The 17612-nt window shown below is 36.5% G+C and carries 19 protein-coding genes and 1 other RNA gene; 6 read left to right on the plus strand and 14 right to left on the minus strand.

Annotated features, from left to right (window positions below; all coding sequences use genetic code 11):
* Positions 1 to 61: 61 nt before the first annotated feature.
* From CFK40_RS17335 to CFK40_RS17355, 5 genes are all read right to left on the minus strand, one after another.
* The gene (locus CFK40_RS17335) at positions 62 to 1018 is read right to left on the minus strand and encodes an alpha/beta hydrolase (RefSeq protein ID WP_227001811.1); all 957 of its coding nucleotides are present in this window, start codon (positions 1016 to 1018) and stop codon (positions 62 to 64) included.
* 130 nt (positions 1019 to 1148) lie between these two features.
* Entirely contained in the window at positions 1149 to 1637 is a 489-nt protein-coding gene (locus tag CFK40_RS17340) for a DinB family protein (protein WP_089533654.1), read from the minus strand.
* Positions 1638 to 1724: 87 nt separating this feature from the next.
* Positions 1725 to 2834, minus strand: a complete 1110-nt coding sequence (locus CFK40_RS17345; RefSeq protein WP_089533655.1) for an ABC transporter permease — start codon at positions 2832 to 2834, stop codon at positions 1725 to 1727.
* The gene (locus CFK40_RS17350; RefSeq protein WP_161493899.1) at positions 2831 to 4099 is read right to left on the minus strand and encodes an ABC transporter permease; all 1269 of its coding nucleotides are present in this window, start codon (positions 4097 to 4099) and stop codon (positions 2831 to 2833) included. The genes CFK40_RS17345 and CFK40_RS17350 overlap by 4 nt, the downstream gene beginning before the upstream one ends.
* 12 nt (positions 4100 to 4111) lie before the next feature.
* Positions 4112 to 5044: an ABC transporter ATP-binding protein gene (locus CFK40_RS17355; protein WP_089533657.1), complete on the minus strand. Its 933-nt coding sequence runs from the start codon at positions 5042 to 5044 to the stop codon at positions 4112 to 4114.
* A 507-nt stretch (positions 5045 to 5551) separates the two neighbouring features.
* Between CFK40_RS17355 and CFK40_RS21400 the strand changes: the two genes are divergently transcribed.
* Both CFK40_RS21400 and CFK40_RS21405 read left to right on the plus strand, forming a co-directional pair.
* Positions 5552 to 5944, plus strand: a complete 393-nt coding sequence (locus CFK40_RS21400) for a pentapeptide repeat-containing protein (RefSeq protein WP_227001812.1) — start codon at positions 5552 to 5554, stop codon at positions 5942 to 5944.
* Between the two features lie 81 nt (positions 5945 to 6025).
* Positions 6026 to 6190 carry a hypothetical protein gene (locus tag CFK40_RS21405; protein WP_453890453.1) on the plus strand — a complete coding sequence of 55 codons (165 nt, stop codon included), beginning with the start codon at positions 6026 to 6028 and terminating at the stop codon, positions 6188 to 6190.
* Positions 6191 to 6250: 60 nt separating this feature from the next.
* Here CFK40_RS21405 and CFK40_RS17365 read toward each other — a convergent pair whose 3' ends face one another.
* The 3 genes from CFK40_RS17365 to CFK40_RS17375 all read right to left on the minus strand — a co-directional run bounded on the left by CFK40_RS17365 (position 6251) and on the right by CFK40_RS17375 (position 9041).
* Entirely contained in the window at positions 6251 to 6892 is a 642-nt protein-coding gene (locus tag CFK40_RS17365; protein ID WP_089533658.1) for a response regulator transcription factor, read from the minus strand.
* 123 nt (positions 6893 to 7015) lie between these two features.
* Positions 7016 to 7666 (minus strand): SIMPL domain-containing protein, encoded by a 651-nt coding sequence (locus CFK40_RS17370; RefSeq protein WP_161493900.1) that lies wholly within the window; start codon positions 7664 to 7666, stop codon positions 7016 to 7018.
* A 274-nt stretch (positions 7667 to 7940) separates the two neighbouring features.
* Entirely contained in the window at positions 7941 to 9041 is a 1101-nt protein-coding gene (locus CFK40_RS17375; protein WP_227001813.1) for a sensor histidine kinase, read from the minus strand.
* A 98-nt stretch (positions 9042 to 9139) separates the two neighbouring features.
* Between CFK40_RS17375 and CFK40_RS17380 the strand changes: the two genes are divergently transcribed.
* Both CFK40_RS17380 and CFK40_RS17385 read left to right on the plus strand, forming a co-directional pair.
* Entirely contained in the window at positions 9140 to 10237 is a 1098-nt protein-coding gene (locus CFK40_RS17380; RefSeq protein WP_089533660.1) for an SDR family oxidoreductase, read from the plus strand.
* Between the two features lie 740 nt (positions 10238 to 10977).
* The gene (locus tag CFK40_RS17385; protein WP_089533661.1) at positions 10978 to 11913 is read left to right on the plus strand and encodes an NADP-dependent oxidoreductase; all 936 of its coding nucleotides are present in this window, start codon (positions 10978 to 10980) and stop codon (positions 11911 to 11913) included.
* A 151-nt stretch (positions 11914 to 12064) separates the two neighbouring features.
* On the opposite strand, the gene CFK40_RS17390 is transcribed toward CFK40_RS17385, so the two are convergent.
* Positions 12065 to 12571: a DNA-deoxyinosine glycosylase gene (locus tag CFK40_RS17390; RefSeq protein WP_089533662.1), complete on the minus strand. Its 507-nt coding sequence runs from the start codon at positions 12569 to 12571 to the stop codon at positions 12065 to 12067.
* A 224-nt stretch (positions 12572 to 12795) separates the two neighbouring features.
* Positions 12796 to 12948: a small acid-soluble spore protein P gene (locus CFK40_RS17395; protein WP_089533663.1), complete on the minus strand. Its 153-nt coding sequence runs from the start codon at positions 12946 to 12948 to the stop codon at positions 12796 to 12798.
* Between the two features lie 148 nt (positions 12949 to 13096).
* Between CFK40_RS17395 and CFK40_RS17400 the strand changes: the two genes are divergently transcribed.
* A complete protein-coding gene (locus tag CFK40_RS17400; RefSeq protein ID WP_089533664.1) occupies positions 13097 to 14050 on the plus strand; it encodes a DMT family transporter in 954 nt (317 codons plus the stop codon).
* 160 nt (positions 14051 to 14210) lie between these two features.
* Here CFK40_RS17400 and CFK40_RS17405 read toward each other — a convergent pair whose 3' ends face one another.
* A complete protein-coding gene (locus CFK40_RS17405) occupies positions 14211 to 15644 on the minus strand; it encodes an MDR family MFS transporter (RefSeq protein ID WP_089533665.1) in 1434 nt (477 codons plus the stop codon).
* A 261-nt stretch (positions 15645 to 15905) separates the two neighbouring features.
* Between CFK40_RS17405 and CFK40_RS17410 the strand changes: the two genes are divergently transcribed.
* A complete protein-coding gene (locus CFK40_RS17410) occupies positions 15906 to 16520 on the plus strand; it encodes a PH domain-containing protein (protein ID WP_089533666.1) in 615 nt (204 codons plus the stop codon).
* A gap of 112 nt (positions 16521 to 16632) precedes the next feature.
* On the opposite strand, the gene CFK40_RS17415 is transcribed toward CFK40_RS17410, so the two are convergent.
* The 3 genes from CFK40_RS17415 to CFK40_RS20825 form a co-directional block, all read right to left on the minus strand.
* The gene (locus tag CFK40_RS17415; protein ID WP_089533667.1) at positions 16633 to 17004 is read right to left on the minus strand and encodes a VOC family protein; all 372 of its coding nucleotides are present in this window, start codon (positions 17002 to 17004) and stop codon (positions 16633 to 16635) included.
* A gap of 192 nt (positions 17005 to 17196) precedes the next feature.
* A non-coding RNA gene (gene ssrS, locus CFK40_RS17420) (6S RNA) lies at positions 17197 to 17380 on the minus strand.
* A 52-nt stretch (positions 17381 to 17432) separates the two neighbouring features.
* Positions 17433 to 17573 (minus strand): small, acid-soluble spore protein L, encoded by a 141-nt coding sequence (locus CFK40_RS20825; protein ID WP_227001814.1) that lies wholly within the window; start codon positions 17571 to 17573, stop codon positions 17433 to 17435.
* Positions 17574 to 17612 lie beyond the last annotated feature (39 nt).

A 17612-nucleotide genomic window follows, 5' to 3' on the forward strand; every position in this document is an offset into this window, starting at 1 on the left:
CCTGGAGTGTCAGTCATTTTGCTTATATTGAGTAAAAAAATAAGCAACCTTCTCAGGCTGCTTATTCTACATATTTACCTAGAAACTCATTTAGTTTTTGTACATACGCCTCTTTTTCGACTACAAATCCTTCTCCATGGCCTGCATCATCAATTGTCATGATTTCAGATGGACTTGCCGTATTTTCAGCTAGTTCATACGCCATCTCAGTTGGTACAAAAGTATCGGCATTACCATGATAATACAAAATCGGAATGTCCGTCTTTTTAACCTGCTTCAATGCTGACGCCTCATCGAAGTTATATCCTGCCTTTATATCTGTAACAAAACTAGTACTTGTTAGAAATGGAAACTTCGGCAAGTGATACATCCGCTTCATCTGATAGGCAAATAAATCTTCAACACTTGTATATGCACTATCTGCAACGATAGCTTTTACATTGTCAGGCAGGTCTTCCCCACTCGTCATTAATACAGTTGCTGCACCCATGGAAACCCCGTGCAGTACAATTTCTGAATTATTCCCCAGGTTTTCTTTAACTAGATTTATCCATTTAACGTAGTCCAACCGATCGTGCCAGCCAAAACCAATATAATCGCCTTCACTCTCTCCATGGCCACGTGCATCGGGCATTAATATATTATAGCCGAGCTCTTCATAATAATATTGTCCGTAGAGCCCCATATCAAGACCAGATCCAAGATAACCATGTGCTAAAATGACCGTTTTATTAGTTGGTTCCTTAGCAGGCAAAAAGTATCCGTTCAACTCCAGGTTATCAAAAGAACTAATCTCCCATCGCTTGAAATCCTGTTTTTCTACCCAATCATGCCAATCACCCTCAGTGAAAACCTCCATGGCTTCAGCGGAAACTTCTAAATCATCATTTCCCTGTAAAAAATCTTTCGTATTACGTTCAATTGCTAGATTGTAAAAGTAAAAACTAGCTACGATATTTATGATTACTAGAATACTAAGTATTCCAATTAATAGTTTTAACCACCTTTTTTTCTTCACAAAGATCCCCCTTCTTTATGACGCTTCTTTTTATTATACAGGAAAACCATTCTTATTTCCGCCAATCTAGACTGGTATTTGTTGACACCAAAAAACGAGCAGTGCTTGGCTGCCCGTCCTTACGCTATTTCTATAAACCTAGCTTTTCCTTTACTTCTTTAATTTGTAATATATGTCGTTTTTCATGATATGCAACAAATGGAATCCATTGCATCAAGCTTATCTGTCCAAATAATGGATGCGGAAAGCCTTTTGCTTCCAATTCTTTTTCATCAACAGTTTCTTCAACTTTAATTAACCCTTGATGTGTAGCAGTTAATTTTAGCTTTAATTCATCTAACGTAGCAAAATCATCATTAGGTGTTGCATAATCTGGCGCATCTACTTTTATACCACGATTTGTTGTAGCTTCAATTGGTTTTGGGTCAGCATTTACTTCATCCCCGTTTTCCAATTGATTAATGATTGCTTTCGTAATTGCACCTTCCATTAAAAATAAATGCTCCATTACCTGTTTGATTGACCATTTATCATCAGCAGGCTTTTTATTTAGTTCTTCATCAGACAGTCCATTTACTTCATTATATAGTTCCGCGCGTGCTTCTTCATTAATTTGCATGCTCTCACTCCTTAATAATCAGTTACCCTATCATTTTATCAATTAAGCATGCTTAATAAAACAAAAGAACTCAGGTTGGAGCAATCTTTACACATGCCTTTTCTCCATCAAATGAATTCCAACGCCTGTCATCACTACTCCCATTAATAGCAATATACTAATAGGATAAAGTACTTCACCCAATGGATATCCATAAACAACTACACCATTTAAGGCTTCCATTCCATATGTGATCGGGTCAAATTTTGACAATGCTATCATAAACTTTGATTCAACCACTTCAAGCGGCCAATACGCTCCTCCAATCATCGCCATACTTACTGCAATAATTGGAATAACTGCGTTGAACTGTTGGACGGTTTTGACTAACCCAGTAATTAAAATCGACATTGCAACAATAGCAAATACATATGGAATGATAAAAATTAATGATTCCATAAACTTCCCGTTGAAATCAAGACCAATCCAATAACGAAATACAAAGAAAACAACAGCGACTTGCAAGTAACCAGTTAAGAAACTATAAATTAAGTTAGCTACATACATTTCCCACTTTTTCACAGGAGATAATATAATCCTGTCCCAGACCCCATCCTGTTTTTCCACCAATATATGAAATACATTATAAGCGATTGTATAGATTACAAAAAACAACGCAAATCCAAACAAAGAATGAAATGTGTTATCGACAATAACCGCATCTGAACCACGAAAGTTTTCCATTTGAATGGTAAAAGGTGGATTCTCTTGAGACCTTTGTAAATCCTCCCTTAATTCCTTTTTTTCAGCAATAGTAGTAGCTTTTGACTCGGCATATATCTGTTCATATTGCTGTTTTTTCATATATGCCTCTTCGACTGTACGCTGAACTAAATCAATGGTCCTAGAATCGACACCGACTAAAACCTGGTAGTCATTTTTGTGTAACTCTATACCAAACTCCGCTTTACCATTAGCTATTTTTTGTTTCATTTCATCGTTCGTCATCATTTTAAAATTGTATACATCAGATTCTTCAAGCATATCCCAAACAATCGAGTCTTGAATTTCATCTGCTACGTAGACAGGAACATTGATTACATTCGTGGTTGTTCCTCCTAAAATAAAGGCAAAACCAATTGACATTAATGTGGTCATTACAAAAGACCATGGACTTCGAAAAAATAACCTTATTTTCGTTAGCAAAATACCAATCATAATGTGTACCCCCTTTTTGGAAAACTAAAGCCAGCTATTACAACCAAAAGGAAGGCAAATAAGGTTAAGAAAAAGAATTGATCGAGTATCTCTGAAATACCATCTCCACGTAAAAGAGTTAAATATGCCGTCATTCCCGCTCCATTCGGTGTTAAGTTTCCAATAAACTGAATTGTTTTTGAAAAATCACCAATTGGAAAGAAACTGCCGCCTAAAAAAGCAATGATTGAAACTACAATAGATGAAAAGTAGTTCGTAATAACCTCCGAGTTGATGCGGTAACTTATAGCTGTTAACAATACCGCTAAGCCACCAACTGCTATCGCTAACCCAAATGTAACAACGAAGAAACCTAACAAATTTGGCCACGTAATTCCAAAAAATAACCAAGATACCCCATATACAATTAAAAGGTGCAAAAAGCCGAAGATTACACCAGATAAGAATATACCACTAAAATAAATCCATCTTGACAAATTAGCTAAGATAACCCGATTAAATACATGAATTTTTTTCTCTTGAAAGGCAAATGATCCAATCATAGATGCAACGAATAAAACGTTCATGACAGCCATTCCAACTGCATAATAGTTTTGTGCAGTAATAGGCTTTTTCTGGTTGATAGACCTTACTTCACCTGATACAGCTTCGGAGTCAACCTGAATGGCCTCCATAGAAATAGAATGTTTACCTGCGAAACTAATCATTGTCAGTTGCTCTTGAAACTGTTCCAAAATGCCCCCAACCACCATAGATCCAATTTGTTTCCCTTCATTTTTGTACACTTTTAACATTCCGGGTTCACCTTTACCAAGCATGGTATGCTGTAGTGTGTTAAAGGTGAAATTTTCAGGAACCTCAATAATTGCTGCAAAAGAGTCATCATTGATTATTTCATTTTTTTCAGATGGCTTAATGCTTTCGAGCGTAATAATTTCCTCCAGTTCATTACTACCAAGCACATCTTCTATTAACGTTTCTATCAAACTTAATTGTTCTGTATTCCCTTGTATTGCAGTTTTCACTTCATTAGATAGCTTACTTTTCTCAACATCAAGTATAAAGTTTTCCACTTGCTCTTGTTCACTACCATGCTCAATTATAGCTACCTTAGCGTCTATCGATACAGTCTCACCGTTCATCAAATCCCCGATTGAGGCACCTAATATGGCAATTAAGATGATAGGTAAACCAATTAACAACAAAAGTAATTGAGGGTTACGTAAAAAGATAAGCGCCTGCTTCTTTACAATTTGACGTATCAAGTATATCCCTCCTTAATCCCGAAGTGCTCTCCCAGTAAGATGAAGAAATACATCTTCTAGGGTGGCTGTTTGGATATCAACCGATTGTAATTTTACTTCCGCTTCTTCTGCAAGCTTGAGGATCTTACTGAAAATGTTTACTTCAGTAGGAACAATGACAGTGACCTCTTTTTCCTTTGTTGTTACGCGATTAATCATTGGTTCGTCATGAAGCGCTTCTATAAACATTTCATTTAAACGATCTGCTTTTACGACAATCGTTTTTTCAGCGGAAAGAATTCGTTTTATTTCTTCTTTTGTGCCAGAAGCAATCAAATTCCCTTTATCCATAATGTAAATACGGTCACAAAGAAACTCCACCTCTTCCATATAGTGACTAGTGTACAAAATGGTCATCTGTTTTTCCGCGTTGAGACGTTTTACTGTTTCTAAAATGTAGTTTCGTGATTGTGGGTCGATTCCTACAGTTGGTTCATCCATAATGAGTAACTCTGGATTGTGTAATAATGCAACACCAATATTCAAACGGCGTTTCATCCCACCTGAAAACTTTTTAGCAACATCATTTCGACGGTCAGTCAAGCCAACTAGATCCAATACCTCATCTATTTTTCGTTTCAAGTCAGATCCTGACAGCCGATATATTCTACCAAAAAATTGTAGATTCTCTTTTGCTGTTAAATCTGGGTAGATAGCTATTTCTTGCGGCACCATTCCAATAACTTTCCTGAGCGGTCCAGGACTCTTAATCACGCTGCTATTATTAAACCGGACATCGCCTGTTGTCGGTTCAATCAAAGATGTAAGCATCGAAATTGCTGTTGATTTACCAGCACCATTTGGACCAAGCAACCCGATTATTTCTCCTTTTTCAATAAACATATTTAAGTTTTTTACTGCATAAAACTGTTTAAACTTCTTGGAAATATCAACTAACTCAAGCATTTTCTCGCCTCCTATAAGAACGTGTTCAAAAAGTTGCCAAATTAGAAACAAGGTCGACTAGGAGCGCAACGTCCTGTTGCAACGTCGACACTAGCACGTTCTGTGCGTCGAAGTACAAGCCGTGAAGATTTTAAGGACCGGACTTGCGCGTGTTGTGCTGACTTCTACGTTGCCCACAGGACGTGGACGGTTTTAGCAGAAGTTCCTCTATGCTTTTAATACGTGAGGAGCGGAAAAACTGACCACTAGAATTACCCCCGAAGCATTACTTCGCACGCAGAAAAAATGTTCTTCTTTTTCAAAGAACGAAGAAATTCGCCGTTTATCATTTGGTGACTTTTTGAACGTCCTCTATAAGTTCATTTTACGATATATTATAGTACTCGCACACTGTCTGAAGTCACTTCATTTTTAATAATAAGATGACTTAAGTCACTTTTGCAGAATACTATTATTTCAAGTAAACTAGAATCTATTAATAACTAATTATTTAGTGAGGGTGATTGTATGGCGAGTAAGATTAAAATCGAACAACCAAAAATCCCACAAGGTTTATTCCAAGCAAACTTTCAGGACATGGATGAAAACTATCTTAACATGTGTATAATAAGCAACTGCTCCATTACAGAAGAGGATATTGATAAAATATGTTTTGAACAAGTCGTTTTTAAAAATGTGATATTCATAGATGTGACATTCCGAAATATTGAGCTGATTGATGTTACTTTTGAAAAATGTGATTTATCAAACACCGATTTCAGTAACGCCAGTATTCACAGAGTGGAATTTAAAGATTCAAAAATATTGGGTCTTAATCTTCCGGAGGCGACACTCCGCAACGTTTTGTTTGATAATTGTCACGCAAATCTAAGCTCATTTGGATATGCAAATTTAAAGTAAGTAAAATTTGAGTCTTGTTCACTTTGCAATGTTGATTATTATGAATGTAAATTCAATAAAGTAGGTTTTAATCATTGTGATTTGGATGAAGCAAACTTTGCAAGGACCCCCCTAAAGGGTATTGATATTAGTAACATTACATTTAGTAGCCTGAATGTAACGTTAGAAGACTTAAAAGGCTGCGAGGTTTCTCCAGATCAAGCAATTGGATTTGCAACGATGTTAGGATTGAAGATTAAAGAATAATTACCAAAAAACGAGCCCGGAACATGGCTCGTTTTTTGCACCTAAGCTAACAGTAAGAATCTATGTGTTCAATGATATATCATGTTTAACAGCATAGATTGCTAACTGGGTACGATCACGCAGAGCAGTTTTTTGTAAAATCTGTGTGAGATGATTTTTTACCGTACCAATGGAAAGATATAATTCTTCCGCAATTTCTTTATTTGTCATACCTTCGCCAATTAATTTGGTAATGGCGAGTTCCCGAGTGGTGAGCTTACAATCAATGGCTTTGGACTTTGTCTGCTGTAAAAGTCGTGGCATTACTTTTGCTGCTACCTCTGCATGAATAGTTAAACCACCCTTCATGCAGCTATGTACCGCTTCTAATAACTTGGTAGATTCAGATGTTTTTAATAAAAAGCCATTCGCCCCCTCTTTTAACGCCTGTAATGCATACTCATCATCATTAAACGTCGTCAAAATAAGAATCTTAATATATGGCCATTGTTTCTTAATTTTCCTGGTAGCTTCAATTCCATTCATGACAGGCATTCGTACATCCATCATGATAAAATCAATCATATGTTTTTCGAGGATACCCAATGCCTCCTGTCCATTGTTTGCCTCATGGGTTACTGTAATATTCTCATCTTGTTCCAAAATAACCTTTAACCCCTGCCTAACAATTGCCTGATCTTCTACTAATAATACCTGCCACATGCTCAGCCCTCCTCACTTGAAGTAAACTATTTACAACCGACCTGAGACGGTTCCCGTTCCTTCCTATCTCTAATTCTATTTAGCGTGAAGGAAGTCCTGCCACTTTACGAATAACAGAGATTTTCAATACTGAAATTGTGTTTTAACAGATGCACTAACAACAATTTGACCCGGTTCTATTGGGGTAGTTACATTACTTTCCATGGTAGCGAAGGTTTTAAAAGATGGTGGAGTTTCGCTTGTTTCTTCAACAATTTTAATAGGTATTGGATCAAAATTCACATTTAATGTTTCCGCTATTATTTGCGCTTCGGCAATCGCATTCTTTAGTGCAGCACTAAGCGCCTGTTGGTATGCGATTTGTTTATCTTCAATGGAAAACTGGATGTTTGAGACCTGATTCACACCGTTTTGAACAGCAACATCTATAATTTCCCCTGCTTGGTCAATACTAGTAATCTGCACTGTGATTGTGTTAGAAACTCGATATCCCTTAAATTGTTGTTTTCCATCAATATAATCGTATATAGGATTTATGTTATAACCAGTCGTTTGGATATTTCCCCTGAGAATCCCAAGCTGTAAAAGTGATTGAATAACCTGGTTCATTTTACGTGCATTTTCTTGTTGCGCTTGACTAACTTGCTTGTTTTCTGTCATGATTTCTAGTTGGATACTGACTTTATCTGGCTCAAATAAAAGTCTTGCATTCCCTGTTACAGTCATAACGCGCGAGAAATCTTGCCTGTATTGATTCATTTTTGGATAATACATAATCATTCCGTCCTTTCATTGCTCGAAGGTCACTTGCTATCTTATGCGAAATGATTATTTGTGTTTATGTACTAGTTGTTCCTGCAAATTGGTAAATTATTTTTCCCCTCTAAGTGTTTGTTCAAAAGTCGGCAAATTAGAAACAAGGTCGGCAAAGAACTCAGGCGTCCTGCCTGAAAAGTCGACATTAGTACGGCCTGTGCGTCAAGTTCAAGTCGCGAAGATTTTTAGGACCGGACTTGCGCGTGTTGTGTTGACTTTTTGAACACCCCCTCTAAGAAACTCCCGGAGTCTGTGGAATTGTTCCACTAACAACAAATTGATTTTCCGTTTGATAGACATGTAAAGTTCCGTTAACCTGATTGATTCTTTCCTTCATGTTTTCCAGGCCAAAGCCGAGCTCATAATTCTTTGCTTTAAATTGCTGATTGGATACTTCAAAAGAAATATCCTCATTTGCAGACTTCCCTAAAATAACATGTACTTCCCTTGCCTGTGCATGCCGCATTGCATTTGTTAATGCTTCTTGAATAACCCTATACAGCATAATACTTTTTTCATTGGACAGATTCACTGACAATACACCTTGCTTCATCGTAAATTGCACAAGTACATGACTTTCTGCCTCTAGCTTACGAATTAAATGTACAACAGTAGCAATTCCTTCATTTTCTTCTGCCTGTAATGCTTTGACCGCTTCCCGTGTTTCCTCTAAACTCTCATTGGCCATTTGTTTTAAGGCACGATAATTCGTATCAGGATTTTGAATAGCCAGCACTTCTAATTTCATGATTAGAGCTGTTAAACGATGACCAACTGAATCGTGAATATCCCGAGCAATTTTTGTACGTTCTTCTATCCGGGTGGCTTCCTCTGTTCGTAGATTTAGTCTTTTCAATTGCCGATATTCCCCGGTAAGTTTATCGTAGATTTTTTTTTGCTCATTCCGTTCAATTGCCATTCGGTTTACCAATAGAATTAGAAAATAGATAAAGATAGTAGTCATGACTACTTCGATAATCTTTAATTCATTTCCATAAGTAACAGTAATCGAAAAAAGAAAGTTAATAACTAAATATGTAAGCAAAGCATTTTTGCTTAACATAAATGAAGCTATGATCGTTAAAAATAAGAATAATAGAATGGTAAAAGAACTGTATGCTTCCACCACAATAGTATGATGCAACTCAATGACAATGGATATTCCAATGTATAAAAATAATAGCTTTTTTTCAGTTGATAAAAGAAAAAACAATGCAAACGCACATGTGAAAAACAATAAACTGTACGGTATGGATGATTCGTCTACAGATGTGTAAATAGAACCAACAACAAGTAAACAAAACATGCCAAAGCGTAACCAGAAGACCTTCACGAAATTGCCTCGCTCTCTACTTCAAAAATTGTATTACTACTATTTTTTTATCTTTCAATTATAATAATACCAAATAGTTCCACAATTAGGGGATACAAATGAAAAATACTTACTTCCTGACAGGATACCCAGGCTTTCTAGCTACAAGTTTAATTCGTCAACTCATCCATGATCACCAAGACATCGAACACATCCACTTATTAGTTTTACCCAACCAAGAAAGTAAGGCATACGAAGAAATTAAAAGCTTTGCCCAGGAAAGTTCTATACCTGAGAACTTTTTCTCCATTGTTACAGGAGATATCACGAAGCAAGGACTAGCAATATCTGAAAGTGTTAATCAATCATTAAAATTATCTGTCACCCATGTCTTTCATCTAGCAGCCATTTATGATCTAGCTGTACCTAAAGTCATTGCATATGATGTTAATGTAAATGGAACGCAGAACGTAAATAACTGGGTGAAAACATTGGACGGACTTTCACGCTATATTTATTTTAGTACAGCTTATGTCTCCGGAGCCCGCGAAGGCAAGATTTATGAACACGAACTTTCAGAAGGGCAATCATTTAAAAATCATTACGAACAGACCAAATACGAAGCAGAATTATTAGTGGATGATATAAAGGAATCCGTTCCAACCACCATCATCCGACCTGGTATTGTAAAAGGAAATTCTGAAACTGGAGAGACAATCAAATTTGATGGCATATATTTTATGCTTAACTTTCTGGAACACCTTCGTTACTTACCAGTCATGACGTACCTGGGTGATGGCGAACCCGAGGGGAATTTTGTCCCATCAGATTATGTTCTGAAAGCTGTGAGTTACTTAGCTGTAGCGCCTATTGGAAAAGGAAAAACCTATCATTTAACAGATCCAAACCCATATAAAATGAAAGATCTACACAAAATGCTTTCTGAACAGTATTTGGGGAAAACACCAACTGGACAAGTACCGCTCACATTAGCTAAAAAAGCCCTGTCTATTGCAGCTATCCGAAAATGGCTACAAGTAGAAAAAGAAGCACTTGATTACTTTGAGTTCAAAACTTCCTATGATTGTTCTCAAGCTGTAAATGATTTAGAAGGCTCTGGAATTGTCTGCCCGGATTTAAAAGATACAGTGGAACCAATGCTTACTTATTATCGAAAATATAAGCATGATCGTAGTAAACATATTGAAATCAGGTAGTATTATTGAAGGTTTTCTGCACAAGCAGAAAACCTTTTTAGTTGAAATATATTCTTTTAAAAAAACTGACTTCTGTGAACATTGTACCATTTTTTAACAATTACAACACTTCTCACTTCTAATATTGTATAATGAAGTGTACAGGTTATGCAGGTGAGCTTCAACAATGGCTGTAAGGGAACCATCTCTTACGTTGGCGGCGGCTTAACCCCTTAAAAGAAAGGGGGATGAAGCGCGTGATACCAATTGACAAGGTCCTAGAGTTGATGATGATGTTCTCGACGCTTGTGTTGTTAATTGTGAACAGCCGTGAAAAAAAGTAAGTACATCGTAGATACTGGATGATTACTTTTTTCAATCCCAAAGTATGAAGCCGTCGCACCTTGCAGTAATCTGTTCGGGGTCGTAAGTTGCAGCTTACGACTCCTTTTTCCGGCTCACCTTTTTATTTTATTCATTCATTCTGAAAAAACAACTAAATAATTAAGTTGTTTTAACTATCATGATACCAAGATAAATAGTTAGTATAATCCCCACTAAATCTGAGCTTTATTATATTATACATTAACCTTCCTTGCTTTCCACCACTATTCGACAAAACCTGTATACCTAAAGTTTTACATCAGTGTAAAAACAATATAGTGGGAAAGTGAAAGTTGTTAGTTTATCATATTCTATATAGGTAGTTACTAAATCTTACCCTATATACAGATTATTACACCGAAAGAAGGTTTCATTAAATGAAAGCAATTATTATTGAATCATATGGTTCTTCAGATCAGTTGATTGAGAAAGAAGTTCCAATGCCTACTATAGAAGATAATCAAGTATTGCTAGAACTTCATGCGACCTCAATTAACCCAATCGACTGGAAGTTACGTGAAGGATATTTACAAGAAAAACTCCCATTCGAATTTCCGATTATTTTGGGATGGGATGCCGCTGGAATTATTAAAGAGGTTGGAGCAAACGTGACAAACTTCCAAATTGGCGATTATGTATTTGCAAGGCCTGAGACAACAGCTGGTGGTACGTATGCTGAATATACATCAGTGGATGAGGACCTTTTAGCAAAAATGCCAGAAAATCTTTCCTTTGATGAAGCTGCATCTGTTCCTTTAGCTGGACTTACCGCTTGGCAATGTCTCGTTGATTTTTCGAATATAAAATCCGATGACAGGGTGTTAATTCATGCTGGTTCAGGTGGTGTCGGAAACTTTGCCATTCAAATCGCCAAAAGCTTTGGAGCGCATGTAGCTTCAACTGCTAGTGGGAAAAATGAAGCGTTTCTAAAGGAACTTGGAGTAGATGAGTTTATTAACTATAAGGAAGAAAACTTTGAAGATGTGATCAAAGAATTTGACATCGTTTTAGACACCATGGGCGGTGAAATTCAGGAAAGAAGCTTTGATGTATTGAAAAAAGGCGGAAAATTAGTTTCGATTGTTCAACCTCCAGATGAAGAAAAGGGAAAGGCAAAAGGTATCACTGCGGGATTTCACTGGTTAGAATCTAATGGCAAACAACTCGCAGAACTTGGCAATTTAATCAAAAGAGAACAAGTGGAAACAAATGTCGGTCATACATTCCCTTTCACCCAAGAAGGCTTACAAGAAGCACATAAGCTAAGTGAATCCCATCATGCAAAAGGAAAAATTGTGATTAAAATTAAATAGTCACTAAAATGCTTGGATTATTCTAATCATCCAAGCATTTTTTACTGCCCGTTCAAGCCCGATTGGTTCAACTAGCATTTAGTGAGGGAAGAAAGAAAACCCAACTGAATGAAGGTTCACTTTATGTTTTTTTTAACAATAATTTTGTGTTTCACTTTAGATACCCCAAAATTTGCTTCCATTCTTCCACCTTTCCTGCAAAGGTTTTCGTATATCTTCCTGGGATAGGACTAGTCGAGGGTAGTTTGATAACATCTACATGATTCAGCTCATCTTTCCCCACATTTTTCCTTAATGTTTGAAAAGACTTTGTCCCATTACAAGCAATGAGTCGGATAGTCGGATGTATCTTAAGTAGTCCAGGAATATCATTTGGCTCTTCTTCTGTAATGTTGCTATCCAGACTACCTTTACGATAGCACGCACCAATTACATCCCATAATGCAAGATGATTTTGTTTTACAAATTTAGTTTTATCTTGATAATCAATTAAAGCCTTTTGATTAAATAGTTCATACAAAATATCCCAAAAATGATTGCGCGGGTTTCCGTAATATTGTTGATTTTCCAAAGATATAGCACTAGGCATGGAGCCAACAATTAATATTTTCGGGTTATCCGAAATTATTGGGTTTAGACCAATAAGTTTGGTTGGCATTATGCTGCCCCTCCTCATTATACGATTTCTTTCTTTATTATCTCGTACTAGGTGTGTTGTTTTCAACATATTAGAAAACTTGTCTTATCGCCAAGCCTAATAGCGAAAGGCTTAGTTGCACTTATGCAGTAAGAAAGGATTTACACTTTCTTACTGCCAAAATAAATCCCACTTATATAATATCCAGTAAAAAAAGGCAGCCATATGACTGCCTTTACTAGTTTCTACATATCATGTGATGCGTCATTTTTCTGCCTTGAATGATTCTTGTTTTTCACTTTATGCGAGCCACTCAACGGTTCACCATACGGTTGCTTAGGACTTTTTGGTAAATTAGGTTCTTCCTGTTGCTTTGGACCTTTTGGATTTTTTGACATACTTATTCTCTCCTTTCCTTTTATCTAGTTAGTTTTTGGAAAAAACTAACGGTTTATGCATGAAAACATGTATCCAAATGAAGTGATAATTTGATATGATTACATTTACACTATTCAAGAGGATGCTAAATAAATTTGAGGTGACATAATGAAGGCAACGTTAATTGGTATTCTTTCTGCTTTATTTTTTTCTGTTACATTTGTATTGAACCGAGCAATGGAACTTGATGGTGGCAGTTGGGTATGGAGTGCTACGTTGCGCTTTTTCTTCATGCTTCCTCTATTGCTCATAATAGTTGGATATAAACGAAATGTCAGGCCTGTGTTCAGACATATTAAAAATCAACCACTTCCATGGATCATTTGGAGTTCAGTTGGATTTGGCTTGTTTTACGCACCACTTACATTTGCAACTATCTATGGACCAGGTTGGCTTATCGCAGCAACTTTTCAAATTACGATTATCGCGGGTTCTCTCCTTGTACCTTTTTTAAATAAAAAAAAGAACCAGCGAATCCCAATGCAAAGCCTACTTATATCGTTAGTAATACTTGCCGGTGTTTTTCTCATGCAGTTAGAACACGCATCGTCTGTTCCAATCATTAATGTTGTACTGTGTGTAATTCCGATTATTATTTCTGCATTTGCCTTTCCACTAGGTAATCGCAAAATGATGCAAGTTGTGAATGGTGAATTGAACACGTTTCAGCGCATTTTAGGAATGACAATTGCAAGTATGCCATTTTGGATATTCTTATCTATTTATGGAATGGCAACACAAGGCGCCCCTAGCTCAAGTCAAGTCTTGCAAACATTTATTGTCGCCGTTTCTTCAGGTGTTATTGCAACCGTATTATTTTTCTATGCTACTGAACTTGTCAATCACGATAATCACAAGCTTGCAGCAATTGAAGCAACCCAGTCTGGAGAAGTTGTCTTTGCCCTATTTGGCGAACTATTATTGTTAAGCGCACCGTTACCAAGTGGGATTTCATTCATTGGGATGGGATTAGTTGTAGTAGGAATGATTTTACATAGCGTACTATCATCACTTGGAGATCGAAAAAAAATGCTTGTTTATAAAAAGGTTTCCGGGGAATAAGAAAAGCGCAAGCGCCTTGAAAGACACGACAAGCATAAGCAGAGCGGTGCAGTGCAGTATGGTGCTTTGCTCGCGCGTACGCGAACTGCTTATGTCTCCTAGTGTCTAGGCGCTGGAGCTAGACAGATAAACGCCAAAACTTATATTTTCCTTTTTTAATCTATGCGCTTTCTTCTGCACGTGCCATTGCTTCTCGCTCCTGAGCTGGTGTCGTCCCTTTTATAAAGAAGGATAAAATTAGCCCAATCAAAGTTAGGGCAGTCACTACATAAAAAGCAATATTCACACCATGAATAAGTCCACTTGTATCACCAGAATTAAGTGCTGCAGCTGTCATGATCGTAATCAGTACAGCCGTTCCAATAGATGCAGCAACTTGACGCATCGTGTTGTTCATCGCTGTACCATGTGGGATAAGCTTGTTTGGTAACTGGTTAAGTCCAGCAGTAGTTGCAGGCATCATCACCATTGAAATACCAAACATCCGTATAGCAAAAACGACAGTTAAATAGGTCAATGATGTCTTTGCTGATAAATCCGTAAACAAAAAGGAGGTCACCGTTACAATCGTTAAACCTGTGATGACTAGCCAACGGGCACCAATTTTGTCAAATATCCTTCCTGTAACTGGTGACATGAAACCCATCAACAATGCTCCTGGCATAATCATAATTCCTGATTCAATAGCTGTAAAGCCAGCCATATTTTGCATATAAATTGGAAGTATTGTCTCTGCACCAATAAGCCCAATAAAGGCAATCATTCCAATCACAGTCGTAATGGTAAACATTTTGTATTTAAATACACGAAACTCTAAAATTGGCTGCTTCAACTTAAACTGCCTAGTTATAAAAGCGGTAAGTGTGATTGCACCAATAACAAGCGATAAGATCACATAAATACTTGTCCATCCGTAATTACCCGCACTACTAACCCCGTATAACAAACCACCAAAACCAAGTGTAGACAACACAATGGATAAATAATCTACTTTAGGGAATGTTCTAGTTGTAACATTTTTCATCACGAAATATGCGATAACAATATCAATGATTGCAAATGGCAAAATAATATAAAATAGGTATCTCCATGGATAATGCTGAACAATCCACCCAGATAATGTTGGTCCAATTGCTGGGGCAAAGGAAATAACTAATCCTACCATTCCCATTGCGGATCCACGCTTTTCAATAGGGAAAATCAGTAAAAATATTGTCATCATTAAAGGCAACATAATTCCTGCCCCAGAAGCCTGGATGATTCTTCCTACCATTAAAACAGCAAAATTTGGGGAGAGTGCACAAACGAGTGTACCCACTGCAAAAATGATCATTGCTGATAAAAATAATTTACGCGTTGTAAATGTCTCAATCAAAAAAGCTGTAATAGGTATCATGATTCCATTAACCAGCATAAAAATAGTCGTTACCCATTGAGCTGTATTTTCCGTAAGATTCAAATCTTCCATAATATGTGGAATTGCCGTAGCTAATAATAATTGATTTAAAATAGCAATAAAAGCGCCAGAGAGTAGCACTGCAACAATTGGAAATTTATTTATATTTTTAACATCCCCTGTATAATCCTTTTTCAAAACTTCTTCCTCCTCATCCCCCACGCTCTTTCAGTTGTAGATCTGCATGGTAAGCATTATATGGAAGTTGTGCTAGTACTGTCAATGATAGTGGCTTAATCTTTTTCTTATAGAGGTTGTTCAAAAAGTCATCAAATGATAAACGGTGAATTTCTTCGTTTCTTGAAAGATCATAACATATGGTTACGATTAATTATACTCGAGTATGATACAATAAATATGAATGTATTCACAATTTTTTCAGGTGAGGGGATTGGTAAAATGTTTGGAAAAGTAGCGTCAGATGTACTTGGTATTAGTGATGTTGGAAAAGTAATCAAACCGGTAGATTATGATAAGGTTGACTCAGATGATTACGTTATGCATGAGGACGATGAAAAAATATTCTTTTTGATTAAATCGCGTTCAGATGAATATTGTTTCACAAACAAAGCATTAATTCATGTGGACGGAACAAGTGCTGCAAGTAAAAAACGTACGCTTCGTCGTTTTGATTACCGCTACAATACTATTTCGGATGTTACCTTAGAAACAGCTGGAACATTGGATAGAGATGTCGAAATTCAATTCAAAATGGGTCAAAACTTTCACAACATTGATGTTCATAAGGATCACTTGGATGAACTTAAAGATTTATACAAAGCACTAATCATGATTTCAGAAACAATCAAGAATAATGAAACCTATATTAACTATTCACGACAAAGCCTTGATTTTGCTTCCTCGACATTAAGTAATAGTAGAAGCAATGAAACAAAATTGTCCGATGAGTTTAAAGAAATCAATGAAGCTGCTTTTGATTGGCTTATTGAAAATAAAGATAAGTACAGTGTGAAGGATTTTGGCTACGTTTTTGAACGTTATATAAACAACTAATATTTTAAAATACCCCGACCGAGTTTTTCGGTAAGTGATTCAACTAAAACGCTCAGAATTTAATCTGAGCGTTTTTTGTAACCTAACTACTCTTCCAAGATGTTTAGCCATCTTACGCGTTCCACTCCAAAAATTCTAATCGGTTTCCAAATGGATCATTTAAGTAAAACCTATTCGCACCAGGAAGTCGATCATCATCCTGATACTTTACACTTTTCCCGCTTAGATACTCCTTAAGTTTATCAATGCTTTTCACACGAAATGCTGGGTGGGCTTTTTTTGCTGGACTAAAGGTGTCTTCCACCCCTATATGTAACTGAATAGTACCCGTCATAAACCATACACCACCGTTTTCACGCAACACATCTGGTTTCTCTATCTCTTGAAATCCGAGTAATTCAACGAAGAATTCCCTTGCCAAGTCTTCACTTCCTATTGGCGACGCAAGCTGAATATGATCAATAGCTTCATATTGAAAAGACATGTACCCCTCTCCTCTCTTTGGTTTCATCATACATTACAAAACCAACATTAGATAATACTAATTTTTTATCCATCATGAAAAGTTTGAGTTATATAAGGGATCCTTAATTTTTTTCCTCTACTGCTATAAATGCTTATACATAGAAAAAGACCAGCTCCCTTCTAGGAAACTGGTCTACGTTAATTTTAAAAGTTATAAGCCACAATTGCCGTATTTCAGATAAAAAGTTTTAAACCACCACTCCTCAAAGTGGGTGTTTGCAAAAACCTTCCTGTCTTCCTCTCATTGAAGGCTCGACATTTCAGTTCTTATATAAAACTCCCTATTATAATGTTAGAGGTTAAAACTTAAATTAATACGAACAATGTAGCTTATATATATCTTACACCTTACCATTCAAAATGACAATAGAAATTTTACCCAAATATTCATCTTTTTGTATTCGTCTTTTTAGCTTTGTCTTCTAAGTCTGAATGTGGCCTTTGATTTGCCACGTCCTCTGTATTACCTTGTGGGTTTACACTTGAATTTACTCTTCGCTTGTTATAGTTGTCATTTTTTTCACTCACTTGAAACACCTCCATTTGGTAGTGTTTCAATTTCAACAT

Source organism: Virgibacillus necropolis, assembly GCF_002224365.1.
Taxonomy (GTDB): Bacteria; Bacillota; Bacilli; order Bacillales; family Amphibacillaceae; genus Virgibacillus_F; species Virgibacillus_F necropolis.

Bases quoted from the DNA above. Each gene is read 5' to 3' on its own strand.
- CFK40_RS17410 (WP_089533666.1), top strand. From the start codon at position 15,906: ATGTTTGGAAAAGTAGCGTCAGATGTACTTGGTATTAGTGATGTTGGA.
- CFK40_RS17400 (WP_089533664.1), top strand. From the start codon at position 13,097: ATGAAGGCAACGTTAATTGGTATTCTTTCTGCTTTATTTTTTTCTGTT.
- CFK40_RS17415 (WP_089533667.1), bottom strand. From the start codon at position 17,004: ATGTCTTTTCAATATGAAGCTATTGATCATATTCAGCTTGCGTCGCCA.
- CFK40_RS17385 (WP_089533661.1), top strand. From the start codon at position 10,978: ATGAAAGCAATTATTATTGAATCATATGGTTCTTCAGATCAGTTGATT.
- CFK40_RS17355 (WP_089533657.1), bottom strand. From the start codon at position 5,044: ATGCTTGAGTTAGTTGATATTTCCAAGAAGTTTAAACAGTTTTATGCA.
- CFK40_RS17365 (WP_089533658.1), bottom strand. From the start codon at position 6,892: ATGTGGCAGGTATTATTAGTAGAAGATCAGGCAATTGTTAGGCAGGGG.
- CFK40_RS17345 (WP_089533655.1), bottom strand. From the start codon at position 2,834: ATGATTGGTATTTTGCTAACGAAAATAAGGTTATTTTTTCGAAGTCCA.
- CFK40_RS17395 (WP_089533663.1), bottom strand. From the start codon at position 12,948: ATGTCAAAAAATCCAAAAGGTCCAAAGCAACAGGAAGAACCTAATTTA.
- CFK40_RS17390 (WP_089533662.1), bottom strand. From the start codon at position 12,571: ATGCCAACCAAACTTATTGGTCTAAACCCAATAATTTCGGATAACCCG.
- CFK40_RS17370 (WP_161493900.1), bottom strand. From the start codon at position 7,666: ATGTATTATCCAAAAATGAATCAATACAGGCAAGATTTCTCGCGCGTT.
- CFK40_RS21400 (WP_227001812.1), top strand. From the start codon at position 5,552: ATGGCGAGTAAGATTAAAATCGAACAACCAAAAATCCCACAAGGTTTA.
- CFK40_RS17380 (WP_089533660.1), top strand. From the start codon at position 9,140: ATGAAAAATACTTACTTCCTGACAGGATACCCAGGCTTTCTAGCTACA.
- CFK40_RS17340 (WP_089533654.1), bottom strand. From the start codon at position 1,637: ATGCAAATTAATGAAGAAGCACGCGCGGAACTATATAATGAAGTAAAT.